This window comes from Microbacterium sp. NPDC078428, assembly GCF_044542535.1.
Taxonomy (GTDB): domain Bacteria; phylum Actinomycetota; class Actinomycetes; order Actinomycetales; family Microbacteriaceae; genus Microbacterium; species Microbacterium limosum.
This window is the reverse complement of record NZ_JBITUP010000007.1, coordinates 71429-89800: the sequence shown is the minus strand read 5'-3', so window position 1 is coordinate 89800 and position 18372 is coordinate 71429. Positions and strand designations below refer to the sequence as shown.

Sequence of the window (18372 nt, the reverse complement as noted above, 5' to 3'; positions counted from 1 at the left end):
CGGTTGCGCCTCGCGCGCCTCGTCGGTATGGATGCCGCGCCGACCGTACAGGTGTCAACCCCTTCGCCGCGCGCACGGGGCTCGGTAGCGTCGGCACTCCGACGTCTGAAAGAGGACCACCATGACCACCGCCATCGCGCTGAACTGCACCCTCAAGCCTTCCCCGGCAGTCTCCAGTTCCGAGAAGCTGGGAGGGGAGGTGCTGGCGGCGCTCTCCGCGCACGGCGTGACCGGGTCGACGCTGCGTGTCGTCGATTTCGACGTCAAGCCGGGTGTCGAGAAGGACATGGGAGCGGGGGATGCCTGGCCGGAGATCCGCCGGCGCGTCCTCGAAGCCGACATCCTGGTGCTCTGCACGCCCACCTGGATGGGTCAGGCGTCGAGCGTCGCGCAGCGCGTGCTCGAGCGCCTCGACGCAGAGCTCTCCGAGACGGATGACGAGGGGCGACCCATCCTCTTCGGGAAGGTCGCCGTGGCCGCCATCGTGGGCAACGAGGACGGGGCGCATCGCATCACGGCGGACTTCTTCCAGGCCCTGAACGACGTGGGCTTCACGGTCCCCGCGCAGGGCGCCGTGTATTGGAACGGCGAGGCAATGCACACCACCGACTACGTCGACCTCGACGAGGTCCCCGAGAAGGTGGCGTCGACGACCGCGACACTCGCGCGGAACGCGGCGCACCTCGCCGCTCTGCTGGCTCGAGCGCCGTACCCCGGGAGCTGATCAGAGCGCGCGCAGTCGCTCCAGCAGGGGCCCGGCGGCCTCGGCGAGGAAACGATCCTGCGCTTCGTCGCCGATCTGCACGATCGCGACATCCGTGAAGCCCGCGTCGAGGTAGGGTCGCACGCTCTCCGCGATCTCGTCGAGGTCGGGTCCGCACGCGATCGAGTCCGCGACGTCCTCCGGGCGAACGAACTGCGTCGCGGCCGCGAACCCGGCGGGCGTGGGCAGGTCGGAGTTCACCGACCATCCGCCGGCGAACCACCGGAACTGGTCGTGGGCCCGGGCGATGGCCGTGTCCTTGTCGGCATCCCAGGAGATCGGGATCTGGCCGATCTTCCGCGAGTCGCCCGAATGCGCGGCATCCCACCCCGTCACGAGGTCGCCATCGGGCTCCACCGCGACCAGGTGGTCGCCGAGGGGTGCGAAGCGCGCGACCGACTTCGGCCCTGAGACGGCGACCCCGATCGGCACTCCGCCCTCCGGTGCGTCCCAGATCCGGGCGGAGTCCACACGGAAGTACTGCCCGTCGTAGGTGACCAGATCCCCGGTGTGGAGGGCCCGGATGATCTCGATCGCCTCCACCAGCATGTCCTGGCGGGCGGCGACGGCCGGCCAGCCCTCCCCGACGACGTGCTCGTTGAGGTTCTCGCCCGATCCGAGCCCGAGCGTGAAGCGGCCCTCGCTCAGCACTTGGAGGGTCGCAGCTTTCTGGGCCACCACCGCGGGGTGGTAACGCATGGTGGGGCACGTCACGTACGTCATCAGTTCGACGCGCTCGGTGGCCTGCGCGACGGCGCCGAGCACGGTCCACGCGTAGGGCGCGTGCCCCTGGCTGGTCAGCCACGGGGAGTAGTGGTCGCTCGAGACTTCGAAGTCGAACCCGACCCGCTCGGCCGCCGCGGCGTACCGCACGAGTTCGCGGGGCCCGCTCTGCTCGGTCATGAGGGTGTATCCGAACTGCGTCATGGAGGGGGCATCCTTCTGTCGGTGTGAGGCGAGACTACGGATGAGCGCGGCCCTGGCGGTGGGGGTTGCGCGCCGCTCGCGAATGCGCCAGGCGGCGCTCTGGGGGCCGGCCTCGGTAGCCAGCGGGCACGCTCCCGTCAACCCCCCTCGGCGGGCCGGTGAACCGGGGGAGACTGGCAAAACCGCAACCCCCAGAGCGCCGGGCCCGTCGTCGGCCCGCGCACGACGAAAGGCGAAGCGATGAGAGCCGTCACCTGGCATGGCACCCGCGACATCCGCGTGGAGGACGTCCCCGATCCCCGCATCGAGAAGCCCACCGACGCCATCGTCCGGATCACGGCCACCGCCATCTGCGGGTCCGACCTGCACCTGTACGAGCTGCTCGGCCCCTTCATGGATCCGGGCGACATCCTCGGTCACGAGCCGATGGGAGTCGTCGAGGCGGTGGGTGCCGAGGTGACCGGCCTTCGGGTGGGTCAGCGCGTCGTGGTCCCCTTCAACATCTCCTGCGGCGAGTGCTTCATGTGCCGGGCAGGCCTGCAGTCGCAGTGCGAGACGACCCAGGTGAGGGAGCAGGGCAGCGGTGCCGCCCTCTTCGGCTACACCAAGCTCTACGGCCAGGTTCCCGGCGGCCAGGCGGAACTGCTCCGGGTGCCGCTCGCGGACTACAACACGATCCCCGTCCCCGACGAAGGACCCGACGAGCGCTACCTCTTCCTGAGTGACATCCTGCCCACGGCGCTGCAGGGCGTCGAATACGCACAGGTGCCCGACGGCGGCTCGGTCGCGGTGCTGGGCCTCGGACCCGTCGGTCAGTTCGCCGCGCGGATCGCCGCGCGACGGGGCCATCGCGTGTTCGGCGTCGACCCGGTCGAGGAGCGACGGACGATGGCGGCCCGCCACGGAGTCGAGGTCTGGGAGGACGGGGACGACACCGTCGCCGCGCTCCGGGATGCCACGGAGGGCCGCGGCCCCGACGCCGTCATCGACGCCGTCGGCATGGAGGCGCACGGGAGCGGACTCGTGAAGGCGGCGCACACCGTCATGTCCCGGATGCCGCGGGCACTCGCGAAGCCGCTCATGGAGAAGGCCGGCGTCGACCGGCTGGCGGGCCTGCACTCCGCGATCGAGCTCGTGCGCCGCGGCGGCACGGTCTCGATCAGCGGCGTCTACGCCGGCGATGCCGACCCGATGCCCATGAAGACGCTCTTCGACAAGCAGGTGACGCTGCGGATGGGGCAGTGCAACGTGAAGAGCTGGGTCGACCAGTTGATCCCGCTCGTCGAGGATCCCTCCGACCCCCTGGGCGTGGCCGACCTTGTGACGCACCGCGGAGGGCTCGACGAGGCCCCCGGGCTGTACGAGACGTTCCAGAAGAAGCACGACGGATGCATCAAGGTCGTGCTCCGGCCCGGCGAAGGGGCGGCTGCGTGAGACCTCGGCGAGTCGCGACGGCCGGGCGTCGCGCCCGCCGCCCGGCCGGCGGCGATGTCCCCCCGAGTACGAACACCCACCCAGTGACGAGGAGGTCACGATGATGGCTGCGGCAATGCACAGCGGACTGGAGCTGACGAAGGTAGACGAAGGATGCTGGCGCGTGTGCGACGGCGCGCTGGACGACCACGATCCCCGTCGGGTGATCGCATTCGTGGAGTGCCGAGGGGAGCGCGCTGCCGTGCTGTGGCTGCGCTCGCGCGCGGCGGAGAGCATCCACCGGTCTTTCGAGGAGGCGATGGCCGCGATCGAGCGGTCGGTCTCCGCGGAGGCCGGCGCCGACCGGTCGAACCGACCCGTCCCGATCCGTCACTTCCCCCCGCCCCGCCGGCGCGACGCCCCGGCGTAGCATCCGGCCGCGTCGAGCGCCAGCCGTGGCGCAGCCGCGATGGCGGGGGCTAGCGTCGTCGCATGGAAGCACACGAGACCGATCCCGCCAGCTCTGAGGAGAAGCGGCACGACCAGCTCACGAGCGCGCCGCACGCGACCGAGGCCGACGCGGCGCCGCGCATCTCCGTCACGCAGGGCGATGGAGTGAAGCGGATCGACATCGTTCCGGATGCGGCGGTCCGGCCCGGTATGGACCCCGACGACGACCCCGAGGAGAACGCATGAGCGAGAAGAACCCCATCGACCCGTCGACCGACGAGCCGGGCGCCGAGGGCGTCCCTCAGGCACCCTCGCCGAGCGGCACGGGCGACCCCAACATCGATCGTCCCGAGGGTGGCCCGGTCCAGGTGGACGACGCGCAGGACTGATCCGGCGGCGGGACGGCGGGATAACGCTGCGGTAGGTCGCGGCGCGGAGGGGGCGAAACACCCCGGAAACCCGCGACCGCGCATAATGGCTGCGCAGCGTGAGCCGTTGCGGGCCCGCGGGGCCAAAAGATCCCGGCGGTGTATGAGGTGCGATGCCCTACGTGCGCCGGTGCGGCGGGTGGGCGGCGTCGTCCTTCGTTCCTGTTCACCGGTACGAATGTGAGAAGTGACATGACCCTGCACGTGACGACCGTCGTCGGCAACCCCAAGCCGGCGTCCCGTACGCGGAAGGTGGCCGAGCTGCTCGTGGAGAAGCTGCTCGTGCCCGGCACCTACGACCTCGAGGTCATCGACCTCGCCGACCACACCGACGAGATCTTCGCCTGGCCGTCGGAGAAGATGTCCGCGCTCAACGCCCGCGTCGCCGAGAGCGACCTGGCCGTCTTCGCGTCCCCCACCTACAAGGCGACCTACACCGGACTGCTGAAGGCGTTCCTCGACCGGTATCCGGCCAACGGACTCACCGGCGTGACGGCCATTCCGGTGCACACGGGAGCCGATTTCACCCACTCGATGGGCCCGACCTTCACCCTCTCCCCGCTGCTGGTCGAGCTGGGCGCGACGGTGCCGGGCCGAGGCTTCTACCTCGCGCTCAGCCAGATGGACCAGCTCTCCGAGGTCGTGGATGCCGCGGCATCCGAGTACGCGGCCAACCTCGCCCGGCTCGCCCGCGTCGCTGCCGCGTCGGCGAGCCCCGTGGGCGCGTGAGGGAAGACGCCACGCCCGCCCTGGCCCCGACCCCGATCGAGGCGAGGCGCTTCCGGGATGCGCTGGGCCACTACGCCTCCGGACTGACCGTCGTCACCGGGACGGATGAAGGGGAGCCGGTGGGGTTCACCTGCCAGTCCTTCTCGTCCGTGTCGATCGATCCGCCGCTGGTGATGTTCAGCGTCATGCGCACGTCGACGTCCTATCCCCGGATCGCGGCGACCGGCCGCTTCGCGGTGAACGTCCTCGCACACGACCAGCACGCGCTGTCGAGCCGGTTCGCGCGCTCGGGCACGGACAAGTGGACCGGGGTCTCGTGGCGCCCCTCGTCCGGCGGCAATCCGCTGATCGATGACACGCTCCTGTGGGTCGACTGCGATCTCTGGGCCGAGCACGAGGCCGGGGACCATGTCATCGTGATCGGTCGCGTCCGCGAGCTCAGTCCCCTCGCGGCCGACGGGCGCGGACCGCTGGTGTTCTTCCGGGGCGCGTACCGCCACCTGCGTGAGATCGACGAGTTCGGGGGCTGACGCCGGAGGCGGCCGGCGGCTCGCCCGTCAGGCGCCGGGTGAGAGGTTCGGCTCCTCCCGAACCCCCATCTCGCGGCGGAGCGCACTGAGCGCGGCGTGCCACCCGGCGAGCCCGTGCACACCGGGCCCGGGACTCGTCGACGCCGAGGCGAGGTACACCCCCGCCAGCGGTGTCCGCCACGGGTCGGGGCGCAGCACGGGCCGGCGCAGCAGCTGCACGACGTCGGGGACCCCTGCCGCGATGTCGCCGCCGGGATAGTTCGCGTTGTGCGCCGCCACGTCCTGCGCGGTCGAGGACGACGTGTGCAGGATGGTGTCGCGGAACCCGGGGGCGAAGCGCTCGATCTGCCGGATGACGGCCTCGGTGCGGTCGGCGGTCGAGCCCGCGGGGACGTGCGTGTACGTCCACAGCGTGTGCCGCCCCGTCGGGGCGCGGGTATCGTCGAACAGGCTCGGCTGCGACGCGAGCACGTACGGGTCGTCGACGAGGCGGCCGTGCGCGACGGCGTTCTCGGCCGCGGCGATCTCCGCGCGGGAGCCGCCGACGTGCACCGTTCCCGCACGCCGCACCTCCGGGTTGGTCCACGGGACGGGCTCGGACAGCGCGAAGTCGACCTTCGCGACGGCGTTGCCGTAGCGGAACCCCTCCAGCGCGCGCCGATAGACGGGCGGGAGACGATGCGCGCTCATGCGCAGGAGAGCCCGCGGCGTGACGTCCAGCACGGTGATCCGCGCGGGCGGCAGCTCGGTGAGGCTGTCGATGCGGGTGCCGGTGAGGATGTCCCCCCCGTGCGCCCGGATGTCAGCGGCCATCGCCTCGGCGATCGCCTGCGATCCGCCGATCGGGATCGGCCACCCCCGCGCGTGCGCGTAGGTCGTCAGGGCGAGTCCCGCGCCCGCCGACGCGAGGCTCGGCAGGGGGAGGATCGTGTGGGCCGCGACCCCCGTCAGCATCGCCGGGGCGGCCTCCCCCGTGAAGCGCGCTCCCCAGAGCGCGCTCCCCTGCTCGAGGGTGGCGAGCCCGAAGCGCGCCGCGGTGAGCGGATGCCGCGGCATCCGCAGAAGCGTCGAGCCGGTCAGCTCCGCGACCTGCGCGGAGCGCTCCGCGAGCGGCCGCACGAGGGCGTCGTACGCGCGTCCGTCGCGGCCGAGCGCGTCGCGCGTACGGTCCAGGTCGCGGTAGGCGATGCCGGCGCGGCCGCCGTCGAGCGGGTGGGCGAAGGAGACGGCCGGAACCGCGAAGGCCACCCGCTGCGGCAGCGCGAACTCCCGGAAGAACCGGGACTCGAAAGCGAGGGGATGCACGGCCGAGCACACGTCGTGATGGAAGCCGGGTGCGGTCAGCTCCCGCGTCGACGAGCCGCCGCCGATGCGGTCGGAGGCTTCGAATACGCGCACGCGCAGCCCCGCCCGCGCGAGGGTGACGGCGGCGGCCAGCCCGTTCGGGCCCGCGCCGACGACCACGGCGTCGGCATCCGAACCCGCCGTCACGATGCGTCTTCCTCCCCGGGCTCCGCCGGCTCGCCGTCCTCGGCGCGCTCCCGCTCCGCGGTCGACGGCTCCGGGCGGGACTCGTGGCCCTCGGCGATGTAGGCGAGCCGCAGCAGGGTCTCACGGTTGCGCAGATGCAGCATGATGTCGGCGACCGGACGGGGGACGAGGGTCGCCGGCCCGGCGACGGCGTTCTCCTGCATCCGCACGACGCAGCCGTCGCCGCGCGGCCGGACGTCGACGACGACCCGCGCCTCCCCGATCGGCCACCCCTTCGCCCGCAGCACCGCGCGGTGGGGCGGGTTCCACTCCTCGCAGCGTGTCCGGTCGTCGAGGAGGAACGGCCAGGTGCCCACGGAGTGGTGCAGCTGGGATCCCGGTTGCGGCCAGGCCTCGTCGACGTCGCGCATGCGCGAGGCGCCGACCACCCAGGAGGGATAGAGCCACCCGTTCGCCAGGACGTCGAACACGGTCTGGGGCGTGCACCGGATGGCGCGAACGGTGGTCGACATGGCGGCTCCTCGGCATCGGACGTGTGTCCGAGGCTAGGGCAGCAGCGCCCCCGGAGGTACGGGGGTTGACGGAGCGGGCACGTCGGGGTCAGAGACCGATGCGCTCGAGGTAGGCGTTTCGGAACGCGCCGCGCGGGTCCCACGCGGCGCGGAGCGACCGGAACTCCTGCCACCGGGGATAGAGGGTGGGCAACGTCGACGGGTCGGCGGTGAAGAGCTTGCCCCAGTGCGCACGCGAGCCGAAGGGCGCCAGGGCCGCCTCGATGCGGGGCAGGAGCGCGCGGACGTCGTCTTCGCGCCGCTGCCACGTGAAGTGGATGCAGAGCGTGGAGCGTCCGAAGGCGCCGCTCAGCCACAGGTCGTCCGCGGCGATCGTGCGCAGCTCGGTCACGAGGACGAGCGGCGCGATCTCCTCCCGCAGCTCGCGGAGCGCCTGAAGGGCGTCCACGGCGTGCGATCGATCGATCAGATACTCGCTCTGCAGCTCATCGCCGGCGCTCGGCGTGAACTCGAGGCGGAAGTGGGGCAGCCGTTCGTGCCACGGCCCGCGCGCGCCGGCCTGGACCGTCGCCGGGGCGGGGTCGACGCCGGGGATCGGATGCCGCGGGCCGTCGGCGCGACGCGCGCCGGCGAGCTCCCTGGGCACCTCCCCGCGCGTCTTGACCCAGATCTGGTCGAGGGTCTGCTCGCGCTGCCACGTCGTGAAGACGCTGACCGAATCGCCCGCGCCCGTGACCGCGTCCAGGTCGGCGAGCACCGCGTCCCAGCGCGGGGCGTCGTAGACGGTCTGGGCGATGTCGTAGGCCGGCTCGATGTCCAGAGCGATACGCGTGGTGACCCCCAGCGCGCCGAGGGAGACCACCGCCCCCGCGAAGTCCGGCTCCCCGCGGCTGATCCGGCGCACCTCGCCGGCCGAGTCGACGATCTCGAGGGATCGCACGGCGGTGGCGAGGCTGCCCTGGCCGTCGCCGGAACCGTGGGTGCCGGTCGCGATCGCGCCGGCCACCGAGATGTGTGGCAGGGAAGCCAGATTCGGGAGAGCCCAGCCGCGCTCGTGGAGCGCGGAGGCGAGCTCTCCGTACCGGATGCCGCCTGGAACCTCCACCGCCCGCTCCGACGCGTCGATGTCGATCCCGCCCTCGAGGGCGTCGAGGCTGATGGCGACACCGTTCGTGTCGGCGATGTCGTTGAACGAGTGCCGGCTCCCGAGCACCTTCACGCGACCCGCGGTGCGTGCAATGTGCGCGACCTCGTCGATCGTGCGCGGGCGCTCGAGCCGGCTCGCGCCGTAGACGAGGTTCCCGGCCCAGTTGCGGCCGGGAGAGGGGGACGAGGCGTGCGTCATCCGGGTCCTTCCGTGACGGAGCGTCGGCGCGGCGCGCCCGTACCAGCCTAGCCACGCGGGCCCCTGGCACACTGGGCACATGTCACGCCGACGCTCCGCCGCGCCGATGGAGGCGCCCGAGCATCGGTGGCCGCCGATCGTCGCCGTGCTCGGTGCCGTCGTGCTCTGGGTTCTGCTCCCGCCCTACTTCTTCCCGCCGCTGCAGTGGGGCGCGGCCATCGTGTGCGCGCTGCTGATCGTTCCGCTCGTCATCCTCAACCCGCGCCACATGACCCGTCAGACGGCATGGTCGCGGGCGCTGTCGCTCGCTCTCGCGTTCGTCGTGCTGCTGTTCACCCAGGTGCTGCTGGTGCAGCTCGTCTTGGAGTTGCTCACCGCGCCGCCCGCCACCGGAGTGATCATCCTCGTCGCCGCACTGCAGCTGTGGGCGACCAACGCCATCGCGTTCGGTCTCGTGTTCTGGGAGCTCGACGCCGGGGGCCCGGTCACGCGCGCGTCGACGACGCGGCAGGCGGCGGCGATGGATTTCGAGTTCCCCCAGTACACGCTGCCCGGCGGTGGTTCGTGGCGGCCGCGCTTCTTCGACTATCTCTACGTCTCGATCACGGCCGGCCTGGCCTTCTCGTCGGCTGACGCGGTGCCCCTCACCCGCCGCGCGAAGGCCTTCATGGCGGTCGAGGCGCTCTCTGCCTTCATCATCTCGGTTCTGGTGATCGCGCGCGCGGTATCCGCCGTCACGTGACAGCCGGCACCTGCACCATACGGCGCCGGGATGCAAGCCCGGCGTGCGCACGAGGAGGCGGTCCTAACGTGGAACCGATGCATGACGACAAGCGGCGCGGCGAAGAGCTGCGCTCCTACGCGGCCATCGGCGACGGTCGCACCGTCGCGCTGATCGGGGGCCGCGGTCAGATCGACTGGATGCCGATTCCCGACCTCGCCGCGGCTCCCGTCTTCGCGAGGCTCCTCGACGACGACGCGGGCGGATGCATAGAGCTCTGCCCGACGGCGGACTTCACGATGACGCGCAGCTATGTCGAGGCCACGAACGTTCTCACCACGACGTTCACGACCGCCACCGGGAGGGCGTCCGTCACGGACGCCCTCGTGACGGGCGTCGCTGGCCGCCTGCCGTGGGCCGAGCTCGCGCGCCGGATCGACGGCATCGACGGAGAGGTCGAGTTCGCCTGGCGGGTGCTGCCGGGGACGGTGCTGGGCACCGCCTCGCCCTGGATCGAGCAGAGCACCGAGGGGGCGATCATCCGTTCCGGCGAGGCGACGATCGCGGTCGTGGGCAGCGATCACGGCCCGCGCGAGCCCGCACCGGACGGGCCCTCCGGCCCCCAGCTGTCGGGAGGGTTCACGACGAGCGCCTCCCGTCGCCACCTGCTCATCGTCGTGGCGACCCACGACGAGCCCCTCCACCTTCCCGACCCGGCGAACGTCGACCGCGGTATCGACCGCACGATCGAGAACTGGCGCCACTGGTCGCGGGAGTTCTCCTACGCGGGCCCGTGGGCGGCGCACGTGCAGCGCAGCGCGCTCGCGTTGAAGCTGCTGATCTACAGCCCGACCGGCGCGATCGCGGCGGCCGCGACGACATCGCTGCCCGAGAGCCCCCGTGGCGGGAAGAACTGGGACTACCGCTTCGCATGGGTGCGCGATCTCGCCTACACCGCCCATGCCCTCGTGCTGTTCGGGCTGCGCGAGGAGACGCACGCGGCGATCTCGTGGCTCCTGCGCACGATCCGGGCGAACGGTCCCGATCTCCACATCTTCTACGACCTCGACGGCGATGCGCCGCACGGAGTCTTCGAGCACGATGTGCCGGGGTGGTGGGGGATCGGTCCCGTCGTGAGCGGCAACCCGGCGCAGGGCCAGCTGCAGCTGGGCGTGTACGGGGATCTCTTCGCGATCTGCCGCACCTACGTGGACGCCGGCAACGTGCTGGATGTCGAGACGGGGCGCATGCTCGCCGGCGTCGCCGACCGCACGTGCGATCTGTGGCGCAGCCGCGACGCCGGCATGTGGGAGCTGCCCGACCAGGAGCACTACACCTCGTCCAAGATGGGGTGCTGGCAGGCGCTCGACGACGCCGTCCACCTCGCGGAGGCGGGCCAGGTCGCGGGCAGCGCCGACCGCTGGCGTGTGGAGCGCGACCGCATCCGGGAGTGGATCGAGCGCAACTGCTGGTCGGAGGAGCTCGGCGCGTACGTGATGCACCCCGGTTCCGGGCGCCTGGACGCGTCGGTCCTGCTCCATGCGCCGAGCGGGTTCGACCGGGGGGCGCGGATGTCGTCGACGATCGACGCGATCACCCGGGCGCTCGGCGCGGGCTCGCTCGTGTACCGCTATTCGGGCGCACAGGAGGAGGAACATACGTTCGTCGCCTGCGCCTACTGGCGTGCGACGGCGCTCGCGTGCGTCGGACGCCACGACGAGGCGATCGCGCTCATGGACGAGCTCGTGAAGCTGCCGAACGACGTGGGCCTCCTGGCGGAGATGATCGCGGAGGGTGACGGCGCATTCTGGGGCAACCTGCCCCAGGCGCTCAGCCACCTCGCGCTCATCAATGCCGCGCTCACGATCCGAGACCTGACCGACGAGACGGAGACCCGTGGACACTGACCCGACGCTCTTGCGCGACACCCGGGGCATCCTCGTCGAGAGCATCTGGTGGGATGCGCGGACCGACGAGCTCGTCTGGGTGGACATCACGGCGGGCACCCTTCACCGGGGCCCCCTCGACGGTGCGCCAGACGGCGGCGACGACCGCGTCGTGCGCCTCCCCCCGCCCGTGTCCGCGGTGCAGCCCGCCGCGGGCGGCGGCTATGTCGCGACCCTCGAGGACTCCGTCGTGATGCTGGATGCCGCGGGGGCGATCACCCGGACGATCGCCGCCGTGGAGCATGCGCACCGCGGCATGCGTTTCAACGAGGCGAAGGTCGACCCGTTCGGTCGTCTCCTCGTCGGGTCGATGGACGTCACCGACGGCTCTCCGGACGGCGCCCTCTACTCGGTCGCCCCGGACGGTTCCGTCCGGACCCTGAGGGGCGGATTCGCCGTGACCAACGGCATCGAGTGGTCGGACGCCGGCGACGTCATGTACGTGACGGACACGTCGACGCTGACGGTCTACCGCGGCGCATACGGCCCGGACGGGGAGCTCCGCGAACTCGAGCCGTTCCTGACGGGGCGCTCCTCCGACGGACTCGCCCGCGCGATCGATGGGAGCTTCCTCAACGGGCTCTACGGCGAGGGCCGTGTCGTGCGGTGGGACGGCGCAGGCGGCATCGCCGACGAATGGACCCTGCCCGCGCCGAACATCACGTCGGTCGCGTTCGGCGGGCCCGCGTACGACATCCTCCTGGTCGGGTCGGCGAGGGAGAACCTCGACGAGGACCAGCTCGCCCGCCACCCCCGCAGCGGCGCCATCTTCCGCATCGACGGCGTCGGTCGGGGCAGCGCGCCGCACGTGTTCGCCGCCCGTCCCTGAAACACCCCACGCAGAAGGAGAACCCATGGATCTCGGAATCGAAGGGCGCATCGCGCTCGTCACGGGCGCCGACTCCGGCATCGGCTGGCACACCGCCCGCCTGCTGCTGGCAGAGGGGGCGACGGTCGTGATGAGCGACCTCGACCAGGAGAGGCTCGACACCGCGGCATCCGACCTCGAGGCGCCGGAGGGCCGTCTCCACGCCTTCGCCGCCGACATCACGAGCCTCGACTCGCTCGCCGACCTGCACACGAAGGTCGCCGACGCCGTCGGCGACATCGACATCCTCGTGCAGTCCGCCGGAGTCACCGGAGCGCAGGGCCTCTTCCACGAGATCAGCGACGAGGGATGGACCAAGACCATCGAGACCGACCTCATCGGTCCCGTGCGCCTGATCCGCCAGTTCCTCCCCTCGCTGCGGAGGGGCGGCTGGGGCCGCCTCGTGCTGCTGGCCTCGGAGGATGCCATGCAGCCGTACGACGACGAGCTGCCCTACTGCGCGGCGAAGGCAGGCATCCTCGCGCTGGCGAAGGGCCTGTCCCGCTCGTACGCCTCCGAGGGGCTGCTCGTCAACGCCGTCTCGCCCGCGTTCATCCGCACGCCGATGACCGACGCCATGATGGACAAGCGCGCCGACGAGCTCGGTGTCAGCACCGAAGAGGCGATCGAGTCGTTCCTCGTCGAGGAGCGCCCCTACATGGAGCTCGGCCGGCGGGGGGAGCCGGACGAGGTGGCCAACGTCATCGCCTTCCTCTGCTCTGATCTCGCCTCGTTCGTGAACGGTTCGAACTACCGTGTGGACTCCGGCTCCGTCGCGACGATCTGACCGGCTGATCCCTCTCCGTGCGCGCCGAGCCAGCCGCTCCAGGCGCGTCATCCTGCCACCGCCTGGACGCTCGCGTCGTCCGGCTGCGCCGTGGGCCCTTCCGTGGTGTCGCCGACGTCGCGCGCCGCCAGCGGCACCAGTTTCTCCCGCAGGTAGGCCGCGTAGCCGCCCGCGGTGCGGCCCACGGGGCGACCCGACGTCTGCACCCAGGCGTCGTCGGATGCCGTGATCCGGGCGCCGATGCCCGCCGCGCGGTCGACGAGGCGCACGTCCTCGTGCTCGGGCACGGGGTCGAAGCCCCCCGCGGCCAGCAGCGTCGAGGCCCGGATGCCGAGGTTCGCGCCGTGCACGTGCCCGTTCGCCACCCCCGGCGTGTGCGTCGCCCACCAGGCGTCAGTCTGCGCGCGGGTGAGGTCGCGGAAGTCGGGTCTGACCGTGCCGACGATGACGTCCGCGCCCGCCGCGGCCAGCTCGATCTGGTGCTCCAGCCAGTGCGCGGGCACGACGGAGTCCGCGTCGGTGTGCGCCGTCCACAGCCGCGAGGATGCGACTCTCGGGTGTGCGCGAAGCGCGGCCGCGACCCCCACCGTGCGGGCCACGCCGACGGCCCGCGCGTTGACGACGGAGACGCCGAGCGTGGATGCCGCGGCGATCGCCGCCGACGCGTCGGTGCAGGCATCCAGCACGAGATGCACCGTCACGAGCGCGACGCGGCGACGCACGCGCTCGACCGCCGCCCGGAGCGCGGCGAGGCAGTCGGGAAGCAGCGCCTCCTCGTTGTGCGCCGGGACGACGACGGCGAGGTTGGTGACGTGGTCGGCGGTCACGGTGCCAGCCCCTCCGCTCGGGCGACGGACGGCGTCGAGTCGGGGACGAGCACATCGAGCAGGAAGTCCTCCTCCTCGTGGCGCACCGCCCCGTGCAGCCCCGGTATCCGCCGCAGCGCGGCGTGGACCTCGTCACCGGACGCGGGGTGGTCGGCGACGGGATGGCGCCAGTGGCACGCCACGAGCGCGCCGTCGGGGGCGAGCGACTCCCGCAGGCGGGCGAGGGCGCGCGCCCGGTCGTCGGCATCCCAGTAGTACGCGATCTCCGACAGCACGATCAGCTCGAATCGACCGGACGGCCACTCCTCGGGCAGCCGCGCGCGTACGAGCGTCACGCGGGCGTCCGCTCCGATCCGGGCGGACGCCCGATCGAGGGCGCTCTGGGCGATGTCGAGCGCGACGACGCTGTCGCAGCGCTCGGCGAGGCGCTCGGTGAGCAGGCCGGTCGCGCACCCGAGCTCGAGCGCGCTGCCGTAGCGCGGGCGGGGGAGGGCGGCGAGGAGGAGATCGCGCTTGCGCCGCTCGTACCAGCGCGATTCGAACCCCCACGGATCGGTGTGACGGGCATAGAACCCGTCGAAGAACGCTGCGTCGAGCGACCCGGTCGGCGGGGCGGGCGTGGGCGGGGCGGGTGTCACGAACACCTCCGTGTCGCGTTCGAAGTGGGCCAGCATCTCCGGGGAGAGGATCGCCTCATCGCCCTCGGCGGGCGAGAGGGGCTGCGTCTGGCTCGCGTGCAGGCGGAGGGCCCGGGCCTTCGCCGCGCGCACGTCGGGTGAAAGCTCGAGGCGCATCCATCCGTCGGTGCGCACCGCCGCGGGGTCGCCCCAGTGCCAGAGCCACACCGGGTAGCCGGCGTAGCGTGCGCCCGCGCGGCGCGCCGCACTGGCGGCGACCTCGCCCATCACCCGGTGATCGCGATGCCCGTCGCCGTCCCACGGGGCGACGACCAGCACCCTCGGTCCCTCGGTGGCGCCGACGATCGCATCGACACCGCGCGCCAGGCGGGATCGGCGCTCGCGGAGCATGCCGTCGCCGAGGCCCAGGAAATGCACCGCGGAACCCGGAGCCAGCACGTCGAGCGCCCGGGTCGCCTCGGTGCGCCGCGCGCGGGCCAGCGCGGGCGCCGTCCACGTCGGGGAGCCGGGGTGCGACGCCTCGCCGTCGGTGGCGATGATGACGGTGCACGGGATGCCGTGGGCGGCCGCCGTCGCGAGCAGTCCGCCCGCGCCGAGCGTTTCGTCGTCGGGGTGCGCCGCGCAGACGACGAGCGCGTCGAGCGTCGCGGCGTCGATCCGCAGCTCGGGAGAAGACCGCCACGGCGCATGCTCGCGCCATTCGGACTCCCCGGTGCCCGCCTCCCGGTGGTCGAAGAAGGTCGTCACCGTGCACCCGCGCCGGGCTCGGCGGTCAGCGCGGTGCCGAGCCGCGCCAGATCGCGCCCGCCGTGATGCTGCCTCAGGTACACCCGGAGGTCGGCCACGCGGCGGGCATGATCCTCGTCGGCGGTCAGCGGTGCGGGCCCGAGCGCGGTGTCCGCGATCGCGAGCACCCGCTCCACGGCGTCGGAGACGACCGCTCGCACGCGCTCGGCGATCACCCGGGCCTCGTCGGCGTTCGCCCCGGCGTCCGCCTGGCGCGCCGCCTCCGCGAGCGCGAGGCCCGCGGCCCACAGGCGGCTGTCGGCCTCGCCGAGCCACGCACGCGAGAGCTGGTCCGCGCCGGACCGCGCCGACGCCGCGCGGAGGGCGTCGAGCAACGGGAGGGCGCCGCCCCACCAGCACGCGGCGACACCGGCGCCTCCCCAGCGGAATCCCGGTCGGCTCAGATACCACCCCGGCGCTCCGACGGGCGTAGCGGGCGTCGCGGTGAAATCGACGGGCGTGCTGGAGATCTGGGATAGTCCCCGCGAGACCCACGGGCCGCGGTGGGCCGCCACGGCGTCGCTGCGCAGATCGACGGCGAACAGGGCCCGCTCGTCGTCGCTCACCCACGCCGTGACGAGGGCGTGCGAGAGCCGGCTCGCGAGGGAGCACCACGGCTTGGTGCCCTCCAGCACCCATCCGTCGCCCGTGCGGGTCGCCGTGAGCCGCGTCCCCCGCGCCTCCGCGGCGAACACCCCCCACGACGAATCGCCCGTCGCGTTCACGGCGCGACGCACGGCATCCACCGGGCGCCCCGCCCCGGCCGCCTGATGGAGGATCGCGAGGGCGTCGAGGTGGGGCTCGAGGATGCGGGCGGCGGCGACATCGCGCCGGGCGCTGGTGGCCAGGATCTCCCAGAGCTCGCGGGTACGGCCCGTGCCGGGCGCGGGCGCGGACCTGCCGACCTCGACGGCCCAGTCGATCGTCGCATCCACGTGGACGCCGAAGCCGACGACGTCGCCCATCGACGATGCCGCCGCCACCGCACCGGGGGTGGGGCGGTCTCCGAGCGTCGCCGGTTCCACAAGCGCTCCCGCAACGTCCCCTGGCGCGGCGGGGAGCGTCACCGTCCCGTGGGGGTGCGCTTCTCGGCGCTGACCATCCACGAGAACTGCTCGAGCCCCTCGAGCACGCCGTGCAGGATGTCCGCGGTCGTGGGGTCTTCGTCGTCGACGGGGTCGTGCACCTCGCGCACCGTGGCGATGACGGCGTCGAGTCGTTCGGTCACCAGATCGATCGTCTCGGCGGTGGACACCTCGCCGTGCGGGAACTCGGGCAGCGTCGTCATCTCCGCGACGGTGTCGGAACGCCCGTCGGGCAGGGCATGCAGGGCTCGCATGCGCTCCGCGACCTGGTCGCTGTATCCGCGGGCGGCCTCGATGATCTCGTCGAGCTGCAGGTGCATGTCGCGGAAGTTGGCGCCCACGACGTTCCAGTGCGCCTGCTTGCCCTGCAGCGAGAGCTCGATGAGGTCGACGAGCACGCGCTGCATGTTCTCGCTGAGCTCCGCAGAGGCGCGGAAACCCGTCTCGGCGTTCTGCTCCTTCGTCAGCCCCGCACCCCGGCTGGGGCGACGGCGGCCCTTCGTCGTCGAGGTGGTGTCACTCTTCTTCGTCTCGGCCATTGCTGATCTCCTTCCGCGGTCGCACGGGCGACCGCACTCGGTCGATCTCACGGTAGGAGGAGGCGCCGACGCGGCACGGGGGATTGCCCGTCGCGCGTCGTGCTGCTATGCCCTTTCGCCCCTATGCGGCCGGTGGCCCGGATGTCAAGGGCCTGCGTGGGGTCGGAGCGCGTCCCTAGCGTCGGAGACGTCGAACGAGAGGAGCCAGCGATGGCGAACGAGCAGACCGACCCCACGACCAAACACCACGACGAGGGATTCCCGGGCCAGGAGCAGGATCAGCCGGCCACGACCGGCCGGATGACGCCGCAGCCCGACCATGGCGAGGACAGCTACGTCGGTCACGGCCTGCTCGAGGGCCGCCGCGCGCTGATCACCGGCGGCGACTCCGGCATCGGACGCGCCGTCGCGATCGCCTTCGCCAGGGAGGGGGCGGATGTCGCGATCGCGCACATGCCCGAGGAGGAGCAGGACGCGGCATCCACGGTCTCGCTCGTCGAGGCGGCGGGTCGGCGCGCCGTCGCCTTCGCCGGCGACGTGCGCGACGAGGCGTTCGCCACGTCGATCGTGGAGGACACCGTCGCTCAGCTCGGCGGCCTCGACGTCGTCGTGCTGAACGCCGCGTACCAGAAGGACCGGGAAAGCCTCGCATCGCTCCCGACCGAGGAGTTCGACCGCGTCTTCCGAACGAACCTCTACGGCCTCATCTGGAGCGCCCGGGCGGCCGTCCCGCACCTGGAGGCAGGGGCCTCGATCATCGTCACCTCGTCGGTGCAGGCGTTCAACCCTTCGCCCGGACTGATCGACTACGCGATGACCAAGGCCGCCCAGGTGGCGTTCGTGAAGGCCCTCGCGGGCGAGCTCGGCGAAAAGGGCATCCGCGTGAACGCCGTCGCCCCCGGACCGGTGTGGACCCCCCTCATCCCCGGCACGGGCTGGGACGAGGAGCGGCTGGCGACCTTCGGGCAGGACACGCCGCTCGGTCGGGCCGGGCAGCCTGCCGAGCTGGCCGGCGCCTACGTCTACCTCGCGTCCGAAGCGGCATCCTACGTGTCGGGTGCCGTGCTGCCGGTGACGGGCGGCAAGCCGCTCTAGAGATCATGCGAGGAGCGGGCTCACGCGCGAGGAGAGCGGCGACCGGCGTGGTCGCCGCACTCCTCGCGTTCGCGTTGGCGGCGTGCGGGCCGGTGCCGGCCGACCCCGGTGGCACGCTCGAACGGGTGACGGGAGGGACGCTTCGCGCGGGCGCCGTGTCGAGCCCGGGGCTGATCGAGACGGCAGAGCGGGTGACGGGCCCGCTCGCACGCCTGGTGGAGCGCTTCGCGTCCGACCGCGGAGCCGAGGTGCGGTGGTCGAGCGGGAGCGAGGAGGAGCTCGTCAGTGGGCTCGAGAAGGGCGCACTCGACCTCGTCGTCGGCGGGATCACCGATCGGACGCCGTGGGCGGACCGGGTGGGTGTGAGTCGGGGCTATCCCCAGATCCCCGGCTCCGACGGACGGGCGATCTGCTTCCTCGTGCCGCAGGGGGAGAACGCCTTCCTTACGGCGATCGAGCGGTTCCTCGACGCGGAGGTCGGCGGATGAGGTC

At 72.3% G+C, this 18372-nt stretch carries 21 protein-coding genes; 13 read left to right on the top strand and 8 right to left on the bottom strand.

From position 1 onward, the window contains the following. Window positions 1-121 precede the first annotated feature (121 nt). Window positions 122-724, top strand: coding sequence for a flavodoxin family protein (locus ACIGCK_RS12890; RefSeq protein ID WP_396666586.1), 603 nt, complete (start codon window positions 122-124; stop codon window positions 722-724). Here ACIGCK_RS12890 and ACIGCK_RS12885 read toward each other — a convergent pair whose 3' ends face one another. Continuing rightward, on the bottom strand, window positions 725-1690 hold the full coding sequence (locus tag ACIGCK_RS12885) for an LLM class F420-dependent oxidoreductase (protein ID WP_396666584.1): 966 nt from the start codon (window positions 1688-1690) through the stop codon (window positions 725-727). A 240-nt stretch (window positions 1691-1930) separates the two neighbouring features. Between ACIGCK_RS12885 and ACIGCK_RS12880 the strand changes: the two genes are divergently transcribed. The 6 genes from ACIGCK_RS12880 to ACIGCK_RS12855 all read left to right on the top strand — a co-directional run bounded on the left by ACIGCK_RS12880 (window position 1931) and on the right by ACIGCK_RS12855 (window position 5240). Then, window positions 1931-3124 carry a zinc-dependent alcohol dehydrogenase gene (locus ACIGCK_RS12880; protein ID WP_396666582.1) on the top strand — a complete coding sequence of 398 codons (1194 nt, stop codon included), beginning with the start codon at window positions 1931-1933 and terminating at the stop codon, window positions 3122-3124. 100 nt (window positions 3125-3224) lie between these two features. Next, the gene (locus ACIGCK_RS12875) at window positions 3225-3533 is read left to right on the top strand and encodes a hypothetical protein (protein WP_330170506.1); all 309 of its coding nucleotides are present in this window, start codon (window positions 3225-3227) and stop codon (window positions 3531-3533) included. Between the two features lie 62 nt (window positions 3534-3595). Continuing rightward, complete coding sequence (locus ACIGCK_RS12870) at window positions 3596-3799, top strand: multidrug transporter (protein WP_396666580.1); 204 nt, start codon at window positions 3596-3598, stop codon at window positions 3797-3799. Then, window positions 3796-3942 carry a hypothetical protein gene (locus tag ACIGCK_RS12865; RefSeq protein ID WP_396666579.1) on the top strand — a complete coding sequence of 49 codons (147 nt, stop codon included), beginning with the start codon at window positions 3796-3798 and terminating at the stop codon, window positions 3940-3942. The genes ACIGCK_RS12870 and ACIGCK_RS12865 overlap by 4 nt, the downstream gene beginning before the upstream one ends. Window positions 3943-4173: 231 nt before the next feature. Next, complete coding sequence (locus ACIGCK_RS12860; RefSeq protein WP_396666577.1) at window positions 4174-4710, top strand: NADPH-dependent FMN reductase; 537 nt, start codon at window positions 4174-4176, stop codon at window positions 4708-4710. Further along, the gene (locus tag ACIGCK_RS12855; protein ID WP_396666575.1) at window positions 4707-5240 is read left to right on the top strand and encodes a flavin reductase family protein; all 534 of its coding nucleotides are present in this window, start codon (window positions 4707-4709) and stop codon (window positions 5238-5240) included. Before ACIGCK_RS12860 ends, ACIGCK_RS12855 begins: the two co-directional genes overlap by 4 nt. 27 nt (window positions 5241-5267) lie before the next feature. On the opposite strand, the gene ACIGCK_RS12850 is transcribed toward ACIGCK_RS12855, so the two are convergent. From ACIGCK_RS12850 to ACIGCK_RS12840, 3 genes are all read right to left on the bottom strand, one after another. Beyond that, window positions 5268-6731, bottom strand: a complete 1464-nt coding sequence (locus tag ACIGCK_RS12850) for a phytoene desaturase family protein (protein WP_396666573.1) — start codon at window positions 6729-6731, stop codon at window positions 5268-5270. Continuing rightward, complete coding sequence (locus ACIGCK_RS12845) at window positions 6728-7243, bottom strand: SRPBCC family protein (RefSeq protein ID WP_396666571.1); 516 nt, start codon at window positions 7241-7243, stop codon at window positions 6728-6730. The genes ACIGCK_RS12850 and ACIGCK_RS12845 overlap by 4 nt, the downstream gene beginning before the upstream one ends. A gap of 88 nt (window positions 7244-7331) precedes the next feature. After that, window positions 7332-8588, bottom strand: coding sequence for a D-arabinono-1,4-lactone oxidase (locus tag ACIGCK_RS12840; RefSeq protein ID WP_396666569.1), 1257 nt, complete (start codon window positions 8586-8588; stop codon window positions 7332-7334). A gap of 79 nt (window positions 8589-8667) precedes the next feature. Between ACIGCK_RS12840 and ACIGCK_RS12835 the strand changes: the two genes are divergently transcribed. From ACIGCK_RS12835 to ACIGCK_RS12820, 4 genes are all read left to right on the top strand, one after another. Next, the gene (locus ACIGCK_RS12835; protein ID WP_396666568.1) at window positions 8668-9330 is read left to right on the top strand and encodes a DUF1345 domain-containing protein; all 663 of its coding nucleotides are present in this window, start codon (window positions 8668-8670) and stop codon (window positions 9328-9330) included. Between the two features lie 77 nt (window positions 9331-9407). Beyond that, entirely contained in the window at window positions 9408-11216 is a 1809-nt protein-coding gene (locus ACIGCK_RS12830; protein WP_396666566.1) for a glycoside hydrolase family 15 protein, read from the top strand. Next, window positions 11206-12084, top strand: a complete 879-nt coding sequence (locus ACIGCK_RS12825; protein WP_396666564.1) for an SMP-30/gluconolactonase/LRE family protein — start codon at window positions 11206-11208, stop codon at window positions 12082-12084. Before ACIGCK_RS12830 ends, ACIGCK_RS12825 begins: the two co-directional genes overlap by 11 nt. 25 nt (window positions 12085-12109) lie before the next feature. Further along, window positions 12110-12910, top strand: a complete 801-nt coding sequence (locus ACIGCK_RS12820; RefSeq protein WP_396666562.1) for an SDR family NAD(P)-dependent oxidoreductase — start codon at window positions 12110-12112, stop codon at window positions 12908-12910. 47 nt (window positions 12911-12957) lie between these two features. On the opposite strand, the gene ACIGCK_RS12815 is transcribed toward ACIGCK_RS12820, so the two are convergent. Genes ACIGCK_RS12815 through ACIGCK_RS12800 form a run of 4 tightly spaced genes read right to left on the bottom strand, consistent with a single transcriptional unit; the run spans window position 12958 to window position 16785 of the window. Next, complete coding sequence (locus tag ACIGCK_RS12815; protein WP_396666561.1) at window positions 12958-13737, bottom strand: glycosyltransferase; 780 nt, start codon at window positions 13735-13737, stop codon at window positions 12958-12960. Then, window positions 13734-15122 (bottom strand): PIG-L family deacetylase, encoded by a 1389-nt coding sequence (locus ACIGCK_RS12810; RefSeq protein WP_396666559.1) that lies wholly within the window; start codon window positions 15120-15122, stop codon window positions 13734-13736. Before ACIGCK_RS12810 ends, ACIGCK_RS12815 begins: the two co-directional genes overlap by 4 nt. Beyond that, on the bottom strand, window positions 15119-16186 hold the full coding sequence (locus ACIGCK_RS12805) for an acyl-CoA dehydrogenase (protein ID WP_396666557.1): 1068 nt from the start codon (window positions 16184-16186) through the stop codon (window positions 15119-15121). The genes ACIGCK_RS12810 and ACIGCK_RS12805 overlap by 4 nt, the downstream gene beginning before the upstream one ends. A gap of 38 nt (window positions 16187-16224) precedes the next feature. Then, window positions 16225-16785, bottom strand: coding sequence for a Dps family protein (locus ACIGCK_RS12800; RefSeq protein WP_396666555.1), 561 nt, complete (start codon window positions 16783-16785; stop codon window positions 16225-16227). Window positions 16786-16995: 210 nt separating this feature from the next. Between ACIGCK_RS12800 and ACIGCK_RS12795 the strand changes: the two genes are divergently transcribed. Continuing rightward, on the top strand, window positions 16996-17880 hold the full coding sequence (locus ACIGCK_RS12795) for an SDR family oxidoreductase (protein ID WP_396666553.1): 885 nt from the start codon (window positions 16996-16998) through the stop codon (window positions 17878-17880). Window positions 17881-17927: 47 nt separating this feature from the next. Continuing rightward, a complete protein-coding gene (locus ACIGCK_RS12790) occupies window positions 17928-18368 on the top strand; it encodes a hypothetical protein (RefSeq protein ID WP_396666551.1) in 441 nt (146 codons plus the stop codon). Window positions 18369-18372 lie beyond the last annotated feature (4 nt).

What these genes read in the sequence shown, in the direction of transcription:
- ACIGCK_RS12890 (WP_396666586.1), top strand. Translation starts at nt 122, where the DNA reads ATGACCACCGCCATCGCGCTGAACTGCACCCTCAAGCCTTCCCCGGCA.
- ACIGCK_RS12885 (WP_396666584.1), bottom strand. Translation starts at nt 1,690, where the DNA reads ATGACGCAGTTCGGATACACCCTCATGACCGAGCAGAGCGGGCCCCGC.
- ACIGCK_RS12880 (WP_396666582.1), top strand. Translation starts at nt 1,931, where the DNA reads ATGAGAGCCGTCACCTGGCATGGCACCCGCGACATCCGCGTGGAGGAC.
- ACIGCK_RS12875 (WP_330170506.1), top strand. Translation starts at nt 3,225, where the DNA reads ATGATGGCTGCGGCAATGCACAGCGGACTGGAGCTGACGAAGGTAGAC.
- ACIGCK_RS12870 (WP_396666580.1), top strand. Translation starts at nt 3,596, where the DNA reads ATGGAAGCACACGAGACCGATCCCGCCAGCTCTGAGGAGAAGCGGCAC.
- ACIGCK_RS12865 (WP_396666579.1), top strand. Translation starts at nt 3,796, where the DNA reads ATGAGCGAGAAGAACCCCATCGACCCGTCGACCGACGAGCCGGGCGCC.
- ACIGCK_RS12860 (WP_396666577.1), top strand. Translation starts at nt 4,174, where the DNA reads ATGACCCTGCACGTGACGACCGTCGTCGGCAACCCCAAGCCGGCGTCC.
- ACIGCK_RS12845 (WP_396666571.1), bottom strand. Translation starts at nt 7,243, where the DNA reads ATGTCGACCACCGTTCGCGCCATCCGGTGCACGCCCCAGACCGTGTTC.
- ACIGCK_RS12840 (WP_396666569.1), bottom strand. Translation starts at nt 8,588, where the DNA reads ATGACGCACGCCTCGTCCCCCTCTCCCGGCCGCAACTGGGCCGGGAAC.
- ACIGCK_RS12835 (WP_396666568.1), top strand. Translation starts at nt 8,668, where the DNA reads ATGTCACGCCGACGCTCCGCCGCGCCGATGGAGGCGCCCGAGCATCGG.
- ACIGCK_RS12830 (WP_396666566.1), top strand. Translation starts at nt 9,408, where the DNA reads ATGCATGACGACAAGCGGCGCGGCGAAGAGCTGCGCTCCTACGCGGCC.
- ACIGCK_RS12820 (WP_396666562.1), top strand. Translation starts at nt 12,110, where the DNA reads ATGGATCTCGGAATCGAAGGGCGCATCGCGCTCGTCACGGGCGCCGAC.
- ACIGCK_RS12800 (WP_396666555.1), bottom strand. Translation starts at nt 16,785, where the DNA reads ATGGCCGAGACGAAGAAGAGTGACACCACCTCGACGACGAAGGGCCGC.
- ACIGCK_RS12795 (WP_396666553.1), top strand. Translation starts at nt 16,996, where the DNA reads ATGGCGAACGAGCAGACCGACCCCACGACCAAACACCACGACGAGGGA.